Annotated in this window: 10 protein-coding genes; 3 read left to right on the forward strand and 7 right to left on the reverse strand. The window is 72.0% G+C overall.

Annotated features, from left to right (window positions below):
* Positions 1-372 precede the first annotated feature (372 nt).
* Complete coding sequence (locus tag CTZ28_RS40245) at positions 373-945, forward strand: DUF2269 domain-containing protein (protein ID WP_121894720.1); 573 nt, start codon at positions 373-375, stop codon at positions 943-945.
* On the opposite strand, the gene CTZ28_RS40250 is transcribed toward CTZ28_RS40245, so the two are convergent.
* Both CTZ28_RS40250 and CTZ28_RS40260 read right to left on the reverse strand, forming a co-directional pair.
* Positions 942-2,093, reverse strand: coding sequence for a glutathione-independent formaldehyde dehydrogenase (locus CTZ28_RS40250; protein ID WP_121894721.1), 1,152 nt, complete (start codon positions 2,091-2,093; stop codon positions 942-944). The genes CTZ28_RS40245 and CTZ28_RS40250 overlap by 4 nt on opposite strands.
* Positions 2,094-2,721: 628 nt before the next feature.
* Entirely contained in the window at positions 2,722-3,933 is a 1,212-nt protein-coding gene (locus tag CTZ28_RS40260; protein WP_121894723.1) for an acyltransferase family protein, read from the reverse strand.
* Positions 3,934-4,289: 356 nt separating this feature from the next.
* On the opposite strand from CTZ28_RS40260, the gene CTZ28_RS40265 reads away from it, so the two are divergent.
* A complete protein-coding gene (locus CTZ28_RS40265) occupies positions 4,290-4,928 on the forward strand; it encodes an HD domain-containing protein (RefSeq protein WP_121894724.1) in 639 nt (212 codons plus the stop codon).
* Between the two features lie 1,115 nt (positions 4,929-6,043).
* Here CTZ28_RS40265 and CTZ28_RS40270 read toward each other — a convergent pair.
* The 5 genes from CTZ28_RS40270 to CTZ28_RS40290 form a co-directional block, all read right to left on the reverse strand.
* Positions 6,044-7,048, reverse strand: a complete 1,005-nt coding sequence (locus tag CTZ28_RS40270; RefSeq protein ID WP_121894768.1) for an ABC transporter permease — start codon at positions 7,046-7,048, stop codon at positions 6,044-6,046.
* A gap of 23 nt (positions 7,049-7,071) precedes the next feature.
* Positions 7,072-8,034, reverse strand: a complete 963-nt coding sequence (locus tag CTZ28_RS40275; protein WP_121894725.1) for an ABC transporter permease — start codon at positions 8,032-8,034, stop codon at positions 7,072-7,074.
* A complete protein-coding gene (locus tag CTZ28_RS40280; RefSeq protein WP_121894726.1) occupies positions 8,027-9,544 on the reverse strand; it encodes a sugar ABC transporter ATP-binding protein in 1,518 nt (505 codons plus the stop codon). Before CTZ28_RS40280 ends, CTZ28_RS40275 begins: the two co-directional genes overlap by 8 nt.
* Position 9,545: 1 nt before the next feature.
* A complete protein-coding gene (locus CTZ28_RS40285) occupies positions 9,546-10,643 on the reverse strand; it encodes an ABC transporter substrate-binding protein (RefSeq protein WP_121894727.1) in 1,098 nt (365 codons plus the stop codon).
* Positions 10,644-10,807: 164 nt separating this feature from the next.
* Positions 10,808-11,821: a LacI family DNA-binding transcriptional regulator gene (locus tag CTZ28_RS40290; protein WP_121894728.1), complete on the reverse strand. Its 1,014-nt coding sequence runs from the start codon at positions 11,819-11,821 to the stop codon at positions 10,808-10,810.
* A 157-nt stretch (positions 11,822-11,978) separates the two neighbouring features.
* Between CTZ28_RS40290 and CTZ28_RS40295 the strand changes: the two genes are divergently transcribed.
* Positions 11,979-14,582 (forward strand): PA14 domain-containing protein, encoded by a 2,604-nt coding sequence (locus tag CTZ28_RS40295; RefSeq protein WP_121894729.1) that lies wholly within the window; start codon positions 11,979-11,981, stop codon positions 14,580-14,582.
* Positions 14,583-14,700 lie beyond the last annotated feature (118 nt).

Below are 14,700 nucleotides of genomic sequence, written 5' to 3' on the forward strand. Positions count from 1 at the left end.
GGCGGACCCGTCACCCGACGGGCCCGCCCCGTGGCATTCGCGCGTCGCGAAAGCGCAAGGGGCGGAGCACCGGAATCCATGGCCGCCCGAGCCGCCCGACCGGCTCGCCGCGACGACCCGGCCGCACGGCTGGACGGACAGGCCGCTGCCCGGTCGGCGGCGCGCGCACCGTCGACCGGGCAGCCCCTGTTCCCCGCCCCGGCAGGCCGGGCCCGGTAGCCGGTACCGCCGGACACCGCAGCCGCTCACCGGCGCCGGTGCGTGCACCGACGCGCCCGGTACCGGGGACCGGGGCCGTACGCCCGGGAACGTACGCGGGGTTACTCCCGCCGGCAGACGACCCGGCGGGCCGGGACCGGCACGGTGAGGGCCATGAAACTGAGCCGCCCCGCCCGCCGGTCCCTTCTCGTCGTCCATGTCACCGCCTCCGCGAGCTGGCTCGGGCTCACGCTCGGGCTGCTCGCGCTGGGGATCACCGCGGCCACCACCTGGCAGGCGGCGGCCGTGGCGGCATCCGTGCGGTCCATGGGACTGTTCGCCGACCGGCTGCTGCTTCCCGTGGCGCTCGCCACGCTCGGCAGCGGTCTGGTGCTGTCCCTCGGCACACCGTGGGGGCTGGCGCGGCATCGCTGGGTCTGGATCAAGTTCTGGCTGACCCTGGCCACCACCGCCGCGACGGCCTTCGCGCTGCGCCCCGGGGTGCATGCGGCGGTCGCCGCCGTCGCCGGCGGCGGCCCCCTGCCCGACGCCGGTGCCGTCCTGACCGGACCGGCCGTGTCGCTGGCCGCCTATGTCTTCATGACGGTGATCTCGGTACTCAAGCCCTGGGGCCCGACCCGGCGCGGGCGCAGGCGGCGCGAGGCCGCCCGCGGTCACCGAGAGGCTGTGCGTGGTGGTGCCCGGCCCACTCGGGCCGGGCACCACCACGCCGGTTCGCGTGCCTAGGCGGCGAGCGCGTGACCGGGATGCAGGACGACCTTGGTGTACCCCTCGATCCGTTGGTCGAACTTCTCGTACGCCTGCGGAGCCTGGTCCAGCGGCAGTTCGTGGGAGACCACGAAGCTGGGCTTGGCCCGCCCCGAGATGATCAGGTCGCGCAACTGGCGGTTGTACTGCTTGACGTTGCACTGGCCCGTGCCCATCTGCTGCCCCTTCTCGAACATCTTGCCGATGGAGACCAGCAGTTGACCGTGCTTGGCGTGCTCGTCGGGGCCGCCCGGGTCGGACGGCACGTACAGGCCCGGTATGCCGAGCATGCCGGTCGGCCGTACCGTCTCGACGAGCGTGTTCAGGACGACGGCGGGTTCCTCGTGGCTGGCGTCGTGCGCCTGCGCCTGGTATCCGACGGCGTCCACGCCCTTGTCGGTGCCCTCGCCCCGCGTCTGCTCCTTGATCTGCTCGGTCGGGTCGTCCTTGGTGAAGTCGATCGGAACGGCCCCGATCTCCGCCGCCTTGGCGAGCCGTTCGGGCACCCGGTCCACACAGAACACCTTGGACGCGCCGCGCAGCAGCGCGGAGTAGGCGGCCATCAGACCGACGGGCCCGGCACCGAACACGGCCACGCTCTCACCGGGGGACACCTTGGCGAGCTCGCAACCGTGATATCCGGTCGGGAAGATGTCGGCGAGCAGTACGAAGTCGGTCTCGAACTCCTCGCCCGGCGGCAGCTTCAGACAGTTGAAGTCGGCGAACGGCACCCGCAACAGCTCCGCCTGACCGCCCTTGTACGGGCCCATCGCCACATAGCCGTACGCCCCGCCGGCGAACCCCGGGTTGACCGTCAGACAGAACCCGGTCTTGCCGGCAAGACAGTTCTTGCAGAACCCGCACGCGACGTTGAACGGCATCACGACGCGGTCCCCGGCGGACAACGACGTCACCCCGCTGCCGACCTCCTCGACGATGCCGAGGTTCTCGTGCCCGAAGACGATGCCGGCCTCGGCCGCCGTGCGGCCCTCGTACATGTGCAGGTCCGATCCGCAGATCGCGCTCGACGTCACCCGTACCAGCACGTCGTTCGGATGCTGGATCTGCGGATCGTCGACATCCCTCACAGCCACACTGAAGGGCTTCTCGTAGACGACGGCTTTCACCTGTACCACCTCCGCGTCGAACGCCCGGCGTCGGCGACGAGGCCGCCGCATCCGCCGAGGCGCGCAACGAGGCGCGCAATGTGGCACGGCCCGTCGGCCCGTGTCGCAGGCCCAGGCGCTCTTGCTTCACCACTCGATACTTCCAGGGAACGCCCGTACGTCAGCACCTGCAACCCGCGTCCCGCGCACCTCGCCGGCCCGCGGCCGTGAACATCGGCAGCGCCAGGAGGAGCCGGTCGGCCCCCGCCCGCCGCCGCTGCTCGGCGATCCGGCCGTCCGCCTGCGCCCGCGGCCCGGGCGCCCTCGGCCGGCCCGGACCGCAGGGGGCCGCCTCGGGTTTGTCGGCCCGGCAGCCGTCCCAGGCGACGGCAGCCGGCAGGGTTCCGCGATCCGGAAGTCCGCCCCGGGCCACAGGCCGGCGCGCGACTGCGATCATCCGCTCGTCCGGGGCGACGCCGAGCAAGCCGTAAGAAAGGAAGAGCAGTTCACCGGCGCCGGGTAGCCGGCCGACGGCGTCGAGCCGCGCGAGAAGGGCCTCCGCGGACCGGTCCCGCACCCGGTGTCGTCCCGCTGCTGCGCACGGACGCCGTCCCGGGCGGCGCGGTCCGAACCGGGGCCGTCCGGACGGTCAATCGGCCGCGCGGGACGAGCCGGGTGCGGGACCGGTCCGGGCGGGCTGGAGCGCCTGCTCGGCCTGCTGGGCCTGCCGGGCCTCGGCGGCGCGGCGACCGCCGAGCAGCAGCCGCTGGGCGGGACGCTCCACCTTCTCGTACAGGACCCAGGACAGGCCGAGGGACAGCGCGAACGCGCCGGCGGTCACGGCGAGGCCCGCCGCCACACCGAACTGCGGGGAGAGCCCGAGCACGTTGGTGCCGGCCCGCAGTACCAGCAGGTGCACCATGTAGAAGGCGAACGACAGCTCCCCGAGCCGCACCAGCCGAGGGCGCCGCCACAGCGAGGGGAGTCCCCGGAGGTCCGCGACGGCCGCCGCCGGGATGAGCAGCGCGAAGCCCGCGATGGTGCAGGCGGTGGCCGCATAGCCGGGGGTGACCTGCGGTACGAGGAAGTAGCCGATGACCGCGAGGGCGAGCGAGGCCTCCAGACCGGGGCCGCGCCACCGGTCGAGGAACACCAGCCGGGCCGCCGCCGCGCCGAGGACGAACTCGGGCAGCCGGGCGGCGGGGTTGGCGCTGATCGACTCCGCCGTCCAGTGGTGCGTCTCCGCCCAGGCCAGCACCAGCACGGCCAGCACCGACGCCCCGGCCAGCGCCGTCGTGCCGCGGGCGCCGAGCCGGCGCAGCAGGAGGGCCAGCAGCGGGAAGGCCGCGTAGAAGAACGCCTCGCAGGCGAGCGACCAGCTGACCGGGTTCAGCGTCTGCCACCACGGCCGCCACCAGGAGTGGACCAGCAGGACGTTGGCGACCGTCTGGGACGGCTCGGGCTTCGTCTGGTGGGCCAGGGTGTACGCCATGAGCAGCGCGATCGCGGCCGTCACCAGGTGCACCGGATAGATCCGGGCGATCCGCCGCCGCCAGAAGGCGAGCGCGCTGTCCTTGGGCCGCGCGGACCAGGTCAGGACAAAGCCGGACAGCACGAAGAAGAACGACACGCCGTTGGCGCCGGGCCCGAACGCCCAGGTCGCATAGCGGTCGCCGGCGCCCCCGAAGTAGTGGTAGTTGCGCACATGCAGTCCGAAGACCAGCAGCGCCGCCACCCAGCGCAGCCCGGTCAGGGACGGCAGGGAGGGCGCGGACGCGGTGGGTGGCAGCCGGGCGGCGGGGGAGGGGGCGGTGACGGGCGGCGTCCCGGCGGTGCGGGTCGTCCTGGTCGCCGTCGTCATCGGATCACCTTCCGGGGGAGTGTGGGCAGGGCATGGAAGGGAACGTTGCCAGTTCGCCGTTTTTCATGCGGGTCGTTCTGAAACAACACACCCCGGCGGTTGCGGAGCGTTGACGGCGCGTCTTGGCGGGCGTGGCAGGCCCCTCGTATGGCGGACCGGGGGTGGCCCGCCGGCGGGCCGTGCCGGTAGGCGGCCGGGGATTTCCCCCGGTCGAGGGAACGGCGGGGCGGTGGCCGGCCATGGCGGGATCTGTGGGAGACGTGTCGTGATCGCCATGGCAGCGGTCGGGCGCCGGTGGTGATCCTGGAGAGAGCCGCGCGGCCGTCCGGCCCCATCCCCGCGCAAGGAGGCACACCATGACCGGCGCAGACCTCGATGTGAAGATCCCCGACACCGCGCTCGCCCGCGAGGCCACCCGGCTCGTCCGGGACACCACCAGTGACCTGATCTACCACCACTCGCACCGCGTCTACTGCTTCGGCACCCTCCAGGGACGCAACCGCGGCCTCGGCTTCGACCCCGAACTCCTGTACATCGGCGCGATGTTCCACGACCTCGGGCTCAACGAGGAGTTCCACGACAGCGGGCGCCGCTTCGAGGTCGACAGCGCCGACGAGGCCAAGCGGTTCCTGCAGGCCCATGATGTCCCCGCGGACAGCGTGCGCCGGGTGTGGACCGCGATCGCCCTGCACACCACGCCCGGCATTCCGGAGTTCATGGAACCGGAGATCGCCCTGGTCACGGCGGGTGTCGAGTACGACGTCCTCGGCATCGGCTACGACGACGTGTCCGACGCCGACCGCGCCGCGATCGTGGCCCTGCACCCGCGCCCCGACTTCAAGCGGCGGATCCTGGAGGCCTTCACCGAGGGCATCCGCTCGAAGCCCGAGACCACCTTCGGCAACGTCAAGGCCGACGTCCTCGCCCGCTACGTGCCGGGTTTCGAACGCGGCGACTTCGTGGACACGATCCTCGAATCAGCGTGGAAGGAGTGACACCACCGCCCTGATCGAATCCAGGCACCCTCATCCGGCCGCACCGGGAGGTCTGTCGAGCCCGCGCCCGCTTCCGGACGACCGGTGCGGCCCGCCTACGCCTGCTGCGGCGGATGCCACCACTGTGGACGCCGGGCCCGGCCCCTGGGCACCCCGGTCGTCACCAGCCGTCGGGACGTCGCCGCCGACATCGCCCGGGGTCCGGCGGTGTCGGGGGATGAGTCGGGTTCTGTGACAGCGGTCGGCGGCGTTCGTTCGCGGACGGCCGGTGTGGTCCGTGCAGCCACGGTCGCGGCGGGTTGCGTACCAATGGCCGGGGGCGTATTGACGGTCTGTCGCGCCCGCTTCTGGACGACCGGTGCGGCCCGCCTACGCCTGCCGCGGCGGATCGGTGCCCCGGCCACGACGGCGGGCGCCGGGCCCGGTCCCTGGGCACCCCGGTCGTCACCAGCCGTCGGGACGTCGCCGCCGATATCGCCCGGGGTCCGGCGGTGTCGGGGGGTGAGTCGGGTTCTGTGACAGTGGTCGGTGGCGCTTGTTTGCGGCCGCCGGTGTGACCCGTGCCGCACGGCCGGTGTGTTCCGCACCAGTGGCCGGGGGCGCCCGTTTCCGGACGACCGGTGCGGCCCGCCTGCCACGGTCGCGCCCGGTGTCTGGATACCCCGGTCGGCAGGGGTCGCCGGGAACGGTGTCGCCGGCACAGCTTCGGGCCCCGCTCCGTCGAGTCGCCGAGCCGGGTCCCGCGCCGGCGGCCAGGGGCACGCCGGTGGTCTGTCGCGTCATGGCGGATCGGTGCCCCGGCCGGTGCCTGGGCACCCCGGTCGGCAGGGGGCGCCGGGAATGGTGTCGCGCCGGCACCGCCTCCGGCCCGGCTCCGTCGAGACGCCGAGCCGGGTCGCGCACCATGGCCGCGGCGGGTTGATGACCGTGCCGCGGGCGTGGTCACCTTGGTCCGGCTGCCGGCACCGCTCAGGGTCCGGCTGTGTCGGGGCGAGTGGGTCCCGCGCCAGCGGTCGGGGCCGCTCGTTTCCGTACCACCCGTGCGGCCCGCCGCCACGGTCGCGGCCGGGGCTCGGTGGGTTCCCCGCGGCGCCGGCTCCTCGGGGCGTGTCGGGTCACAGCATTCGGCGGCGGTGGCCCAGCCAGGTCTGGGCCACCACGACCACGGCCAGGAACGCACCGCTGACCACCTGCTGATAAGCCGAGTCGAGGGAGCCGATCTGGTTGATGACGTTCTGGATCACCTTCAGCAGCAGCACACCGACCAGTGACCCGCTGACGAAGCCGAACCCGCCGGTGAGCAGGGTGCCGCCGATGACGACCGCGGAGATCGCCTCCAGCTCCATGCCCGACCCGAGGATCGTCACGCCCGACACCAGCCACGCCGCGTTCAGCGCCCCCGCGAGCCCGGCGTACAGGCCGGACAGGGTGTAGACGGCGATCTTCGTGCGGGCCACCGGCGCCCCCATCAGGGCCGCCGCGTCCTCGTTGCCGCCCACCGCGTACACGTACTGCCCGAACCTGGAGCGGCGCAGCACGACCGCGCCCAGCACGAAGAGCGCCACCGTGATCCACACCGGCACGCCGATCCCGAGCAGCGAGCCCTGCCCGAGCGTCGCGAAGAAGGAGTCCTTGTCGACGAGATACGTCCGCGAGCCCTCGTCGGTGACCGCGAGGAGGATGCCGCGGGCGCCCAGCATGGCGGCCAGCGTCACGATGAACGGCGCCAGCCCCGACCGCGCGATCAGCAGCCCGTTGACCAGTCCGATCAGTCCGCACACCGCGAGCGGCAGCAGCAGCGCGACGGCCGTGCCGTACTGGGATCCCCAGGCGGCCAGCACTCCGCCCAGGGCGAAGAGCGAGCCGACGGACAGATCGATCCCACCGGTGACGATCACGAACGTCATGCCCAGCGCGACCACGGCGAGGAACGCCGAGGACAGCGCCATGTTCTCCAGGTTGTCGCCGGTCAGGAAGGTGTCGAAGCTCAGCGAGGCCACGACCATGGCGAGCAGCAGGGTGACGAGCGCGCCATGCTGCTGGGCGAGCGCGCTGAGCCGCTCGGCCCGGCCCGGGCCGCCCTGCTCGTCGGCGTCCAGATGGACGGTGTCGGCGGGCATACCGGCCTCCGTGGTCCCGGTGGTCATCGCTTCCCCCGTTCGCGGGCCGCGTAGACGGCGGCGACGATCACCACGGCCTGGGCCATCTGCGTCCACGACGGCGGCAGGTCGTGCTTGACGAGTGTGGTGGTCAGCAACTGGATCAAAACGGCGCCGGCGACCGTGCCGCCGATGCGCACCCGGCCCCCGGACAGCGGCGTGCCCCCGACGACCACCGCGGTGATCGCCGACAGCTCCATCAGGGTGCCAAGCGACGTGGGGTCGCTGGCCGTCAGCCGGGCCGTGGCGAGGACGCCCGCGACCGCGGCGAGGGCGCCCGAGCAGACGTACACCACGATGAGGACCCGGCGGACGGGCAGTCCGGCCAGCCGGGCCGCCGGCCGGCTGTCGCCGATGGCGAGCAGCTGCCGCCCGAACGTGCTGCGCCGCACCACGAAGGCGACCAGCAGGGCCAGGGCGGCGGCGATGAGCACGAGATAGGGCACGCCCAGCACATCGCCGGAACCGAGAGCCGACATGCCCGGGTCGCGGACATCCTTGAGCTGGGGGAGCAGCACCAGCGCCAGCCCGCGCGCGGCCACCATCAGGGCGAGCGTGGCGACGATGGGCTGCACGCCCACGAACGCGACCAGGGCGCCGTTCGCGAGCCCCACCAGGACGCCGCCCACCACCGCCACCAGCGCCGCGACCCATGGGCCGTAACCGAGGTACAGCGACAGCAGCGAGGTGGCCAACGCCATCACCGAGCCCACCGACAGGTCGACGCCCTCGGTGCCGATCGCCAGCGCCATGCCGAGCGCGACGATCAGCACCGGGGCGACCTGGACGGCCTGGGTGCGGAAGTTCTCGGCGGAGGCGAAGTGCGGGGTGAACGCGAAGTTGAACAGCAGCAGCGCCGCCACGCCCGCGTACACGCCGTACTGCTGCGCCAGACGCAGCAGCCGGCCGCGGTCCAGCGCGCCGCGTGCGACGGCGAGTTCAGTCATCGCGGCCCCCGGCGGGTACGGCCGCGACGGCCCGCAGCAGCGCGTCCTCGGTGACGGCGTCGCCGGTCAACTCGTCGACGACGCGCCCGTCCTTGAGCACCACGACCCGGTCGCTGCCCTCGATCAGCTCCTCGGTGTCGGAGGAGATCAGCAGCACGGCGAGACCGTCCTCGGCGAGTTCGTCGATGAGCGCTTGCACCTCCGCCTTGGCGCCGACGTCGATGCCGCGCGTCGGCTCGTCGAGCAGCAGCACCTTCGGATGCACGGCCAGCCAGCGGGCCAGCAGCACCTTCTGCTGGTTGCCGCCGGACAGCTCGCCCACCTTCTGGTGCGGGCCCGCGGTCTTGATGCGCAGCCGCCGGACGAAGGTGTCCACGATCCGGTCGATGCGCGCGTCGTCGACCAGACCGAACCGGGAGAGCGCCGGCAGCGCGGCGAGCGCGATGTTCTCCCGCACCGAAAGCCCCGGGACGATCCCTTCGGCCTTGCGGTCCTCCGGCAGCAGACTGATCCCGGCGCGGATCGCGGCGGGCGGTGAGCCGCCGCGCACGGGCACGCCGCCGACCGAGACCCGGCCGGCGTCCGTCGGCAGCGCCCCGGCGACGGCCCGCGCCGTCTCGCTGCGGCCCGAGCCGAGCAGCCCGCCCAGCCCGACCACCTCGCCGGGCCGGATGGACAGCGACACCTCGTGCAGCTGGTGACGGACCGTCAGTCCCTCGGCGTTCAGCACGGGTTCGGCCGCGGCGTGATGGGAGCCGGTGAACTTGGTCAGGCCCTCGCCGCGCACCTCGCCGATGTCCCGGCCCAGCATGAGCGAGACCAGCCGCAGCCGGTCGAGCCCGGCGAGCGGGCCGGTGTGCACCACCCGGCCGTCGCGCAGCACGGTGACCGCGTCGCAGATCTCGTACAGCTCGTCCATGCGGTGGCTCACATAGACCACGGCGACGCCCCGGTCGCGCAGCAGGCGGATCACCTCGAACAGGGTGTGGACCTCGCGTGGTTCGAGGGAGGACGTGGGCTCGTCCATCACCACCACGCGCGCGTCGACGGCCACGGCCCGGGCGAGGGCCACCATCTGCTGGGCGCCGACGCCGAGTTCACGCAGCGGACGGCGTACGTCGACCCGGATGCCCAGGGCGCGCAGCGCCTCGTCCGCCTCCCGGCGCATACGCCGGAAGTCGATCAGGCCCAACCTGCCCCTGGGTTCACGGCCCAGGAACAGATTGCGGGCCACGCTCATCAGCGGGACCAGGTTGACCTCTTGGTAGATGGTGGAGATGCCCGCCTGCTGGGCCTGCAGCGGGGTGGTGAAGCGGACGGGTCTGCCGTCGTGGCGGACCTCGCCCGCGTCCGGCGGATGGACGCCCGTGAGCACCTTGATGAGGGTCGACTTGCCCGCGCCGTTCTCGCCGACGAGGGCGTGCACCTGCCCGGCGCGGGCGGTGAAGTCCACGTCGGACAGCGCCCGTACGCCGGGGAAGATCTTGGAGACCCCGGTGACCGAGAGCACCTCAGTACGCCTTGCCGAGGTCCGACTCGGCGTTGGCCGACGTGTACGCGCTGTCCTCGATGACGATGTCCTGGGCGACGGCGTCGCCCCGGGTGAAGGCGTCGAGCGTCTGGAAGGCGAGCGGCCCGAAGCGCGGGTTGGACTCGATGACCCCGTCGATCCAGCCGTCCACGATGCCCTGCACGGCGTTGCGCGTGCCGTCGATCGTCACGATCTTCACGTCACCCGGCTTCTTGCCTGCGCCCTTGAGGGCGTTGACCGCGCCCAGCCCCATCTCGTCGTTCTCGGCGTAGATGCCCTTGATCCCGGGCTTGGACTGGATCAGGTTCTCGGTGACCGACTGGCCCTTCTCGCGGGCGAACTCGCCGGTCTGCCGGAACACCACCTTCAGGTCCGGCGCCTTCTCCTTGAGCCGGTCCTCGAAGCCCTTGGTGCGTTCCGTCGTCACATTGTTGCCGGCCGCGCCGAGCAGGATGGCGATCTCGCCCGTGCCGCCGGTCGCCTCGATCATCCGGTCAGCGGCCCGCCGGCCCTGTGCCACGAAGTCGGAGCCGATGAAGCTCACATAGTCCTTGCAGGCGGTGGCGTTGATCTTGCGGTCGACGGTGACGATCGGGATGTGCTTGGCCGCCGCCGTGCGCAGCACGGGTTCCCAGCCGTCCGAGTTGAGCGGTGCGATCACCAGCAGGTCGGCGCCCTTGGCGATGAGGTCCTGGACGTCGCTGATCTGCTTGGAGAACTGGGACTGGGCGTTGGCGGTGAGGAGTTTGACGCCGCGCTTGGCCGCCTCCTCCTTGATCGAGGCGGTCTCCGCGATCCGGAACGGATTGGCCTCCTTCTCGGACTGCGAGAAGCCGACGGTGGCGGACTTGAGATCGGTCTTGTCACCGCCGTACGCGTCGATGGCGCAGGTGGGCCCGGAGGCGCTGGGCGAGGCGACCACCTGGCCCGAGTCGCCCTGCTCGGCGGACGCCTTGTCGGTCGTGGCGGCGGAGTCCTCGGACTTGGCGCATCCGGTGATCAGGGCCAGGCCCGTGACGAGTCCGGTGGCGAGAAGGGTCCGTGCCGCGGCACGGGCACGGAGTGACGTGGGCTTCATGGGAGTCCCCAAACGGCGCGGCCCCGGCGCTGAGAGCGCTCACGGGGAGGTGGGCACTTGCGGTCAACACGGCGTGCACGTCGTTCAGAGGAGGTTTTTACATCGTTGGAATGGCGCTGTAAACCCTTCCGTCCGAAATCCGCCCGGCCCGCCCGGGCCGACGGTCAGCGTCGGCCCAGGGTGCTCTCCCGCTCCACCAGCCGGAATTCCGCGGTGAGTTCACGTCCTCCGGGGTCCTGCCGGCCGGACAGGCTGCGCAGCAGCGAGGCCACCGCGAGCCGGGCGATCGCCAGCTTGTCGGGCGAGATCGTGGTCAGCGAGACGGCTCCGAAGCGGCCCTCGGCGATGTCGTCGAAGCCCACCACGGCGACGTCCCACGGCACCCTGAGCCCGCGCTCGTGCAGCACCCGCATGGCACCGATCGCGATGAGGTCGTTGAAGGCGAAGACCGCGTCGGGCCGCACGCCCGCGTCGAGCAGCTGCGCCATGGCCCGCGCGCCGTCGTCCCGGTCCCAGCCGCCGACCGGCACGATCAGCTCGTCCGGGGCCGGCACGCCGGCCGCCGCCAGCTCGGCCCGCCAGCCGTCAAGGCGCAGATGGGCGGGGCGGTTGGCGGAGTCCGTGCGGACACCCAGATAGGCGATCCGGGTCCGACCGCGGCCGAGGAGATGGCGCACCGCGGTGCGGGCCGCCGCCACGTTGTCGATGGCGATGTGGTCGAACGGCAGGCCGTACTCCCGCTCACCGAGCAGGACCAGCGGCACGTCGTCGGCCCGGCCGCGCAGGTCCTCGGCCTCGAGCTCCAGCGGACTGAGGATCAGACCGTCGATCACCCGGGCCCGGAACCCCTGGCTGACCAGCAGCTCCTGCTCGCGCTCGCCGCGTGTGTGGTCGAGCAGGACCGTGAACTCGTGCTCGGCGGCGGCATCGATCACGGCGCCCGCCAGCTCGGCGAAGTACGGGTTGCCGAGTTCGGGGACGGCCAGCGCGATGATGCCGGTACGGCCCTTGCGCAGATGGCGCGCGGTGAGATTCGGCCGGTAGCCCAGCTCGTCGATGGCCTGCTGCACCCTGGCCCGCATCGCCGGGGTGACGTGCGGATAGTTGTTCACGACGTTGGACACGGTCTTGATCGAGACGCCGGCGCGTTCGGCCACGTCCTTCAGGCTGACCCGCAAGGGATCTCCTCGGCATCGACGGGTGCTCCGGGGCGGAGCTTTTGTCATGGATCTGGACAGCGGCTGGGAGCCGTGCTCTCATGCCAACTGCCTCTGCTTCCAACGTTGTACAGACTGAAGCACCGAGCCGCCACCCTTCCTCAGCCAAGGAGGATTCGTGCGCATCAGACCGTTCAGAGATCGACTTGTCCTGCTCCTCGCGGCAGTGCTGGGCGCCGCGGGACTGGCCGCAGCGCCCGCCGCGACGGCCGCGGACGACCCCGTCGAGGTCCATGGCCTCAAGGGCGAGTACTACACCCAGTCCGCTCCCGGAGCCTTCGACTTCCATGAACTCAAGGCCACCGGATTCGACCCGCAACTGGACTTCGACTCGCTGGAGTCCCGGCTGAGTTCGGCCACCGGACGGTCGGACGACGTCAGCGTCCGCTGGACCGGCCGGATCGTGCCGGAGAAGACCGGCCCCACCACCTTCTCGATCATCGGCGACAACGGCTTCCGGCTCTGGGTCGGCGGCCGGCTCGTCATCGACCACTGGGTCGACGACTGGGACCGCGAACAGACCGCCGAGCCTGTGGAGTTGACGGCCGGTCAGGCCTACGACTTCAAGGTCGAGTACTTCGAGCACTACGGGGGCTCCAACCTGCACGTCCGCTGGACCCCGCCGGGCGGTACGAAGACGGCCGTCCCGCAGTCCGCGTTCCGGCTGCCCGAGGGCTATGCCTACGACGGCGCCATCGGCACCACGGTCCTCAAGGACGGCCGGACCCTCCGCCTCGACTTCGCCCAGTCGCTGACGGCGCCCCCGGCCACACTCACCGACCACCTGGACGCCGTGATCGGCGGCGCCACCTGGCCGCTCGGCCGGGCCCGGCTCGACCCGGCCGACCACAAGGCACTGCTGGTCCCGCTGAAGGAGCCCGTCGTCGGCAACAAGACCGGCACCGCGCGCGGCACCGCCGATGTGCGCTACGACGGAGCGGGCGGCCTGACCAGCACGGGCGGCAACGTTGTCAGCCCGTTCTGGAGCAGCGGCGGCAACCGCTCCACCTACGAGCTGAGCACTCCTTGGGCCGAGGACGTCACCCCGGCCAACGCCCACCGAGAGTACCCGCGGCCCCAGTTGACCCGCGGCGACTGGCAGAACCTCAACGGCACCTGGCAGTTCGCCGCCGCCGAGGCCGGTGAGCAGCCCCCGGTCGGCCGCAAGCTCGCCGAGCGGATCCTCGTCCCCTACCCGGTCGAGTCCCAGCTCTCGGGCCTCGAACGGCACGAGGACCGGATGTGGTACCGGCGCACCTTCACCGTCCCGGCCGGCTGGAAGATCGGCTCCGGCAAGCGCCTGCAACTGAACTTCGGCGCGGTCGACTGGCGTACCGAGGTGTACGTCAACGGCACCAAGGTCACCGAACACGAGGGCGGCTACGACAAGTTCAGCGCCGACATCACCGACGCCCTCAAGCCCGGCCGCACCCAGGAGCTGATCGTCGGCGTCTACGACCCGACCGACGCCGCGAACGGCGAGAACCCGCCGCTCGGCAAGCAGCGCCTCGACCCCAGCGGCATCTGGTACACCCCGAGTTCGGGCATCTGGCAGACCGTATGGCTGGAACCCGTCGCCGCCGACCACGTCGACTCGCTCAAGCTCACCCCGGACGTCGACGCGGGCACCCTGACCGTCGAGCCGAAGGGCGTGCGCGCCGGACTTCCGGTCACGGCGACGGCGTACGCCGGCAACCGGCCGGTCGCCACCGTCACCGGACGCAGCGGCACCCCGCTCACCCTGAAGATCCGCAACCCGCGGCTGTGGTCGCCGGACGACCCGTATCTGTACGACCTGAAGGTGAGCGTCGGCGCCGACCGCGTCGGCAGCTACTTCGGCATGCGGTCCATCGCGGTCGAGAAGATCGACGGCACCCCGCGCACCGTCCTCAACGGCGCACCCGTGTTCATGATGGCCACCCTGGACCAGGGTTTCTGGCCTGACGGCCTGCACACGGCGCCGAGCGACGCGGCGCTCGCCTACGACCTCAAGATGCACAAGAAGATGGGCTTCAACGCCGTCCGCAAACACATCAAGGTCGAGCCCGACCGCTGGTTCTACTGGGCGGACAAGCTGGGCCTGATGGTGTGGCAGGACATGCCGGCGATGACCGCGGGCGTGAACCCGGACGCCGACTCCCGCGCCCAGTACGAGCGCGAGATGAAGCAGATGATCGACGAGCACATCAGCAGCCCGTCGATCGTCATGTGGGTCACCTTCAACGAGGGCTGGGGCCAGTACGACATGGCCCGCATCGCCGACCAGGCCGCGGCATGGGACCCGACCCGGCTGGTCAACAGCATGTCGGGCCTCAACCTCGGCGCGGACGGCGGCACCGGCGACATCATGGACGAGCACGGCTATCCGAGCCCCGCGCTGCCACCGCACCCGGACGGCGAACGGGCCCTGGTCAGCGGCGAGTACGGCGGCCTCGGCCTCGCCGTGCCCGGACACGCCTGGTCGGTGCAGCAGTCGTACGTCGACGTCGATCCGGCCACCTACACCGACGACTACCTCACCAAGCTCGCCGAGGTGCACGCCCTGGCCTGCCGGGGCGGCAACGGCGCCGTGTACACCCAGATCACGGACGTCGAGGGCGAGCTGAACGGGCTGATCACCTACGACCGCAAGGTCGTCAAGCCGGATGTGCGGCGACTCGCGGCCGCCCACGAGGCACTGATCGACGACGCGTCCCGGGCGACCCCCGCAGGCTGCGTCTGACCCCCGGACCGCCCGGCGAGCGCACTCCCGCTCGCCGGGCGGCCCCGGCCACCGGAACTTCCGGGCGCACAAGGACGCCGACAGTTCAGGGGTCCGGCTCGGCCCGGGTCGTGTCGCC

Origin of the sequence: Streptomyces shenzhenensis (assembly GCF_003688995.1) — a bacterium.
GTDB classification, from domain to species: domain Bacteria; phylum Actinomycetota; class Actinomycetes; order Streptomycetales; family Streptomycetaceae; genus Streptomyces; species Streptomyces shenzhenensis_A.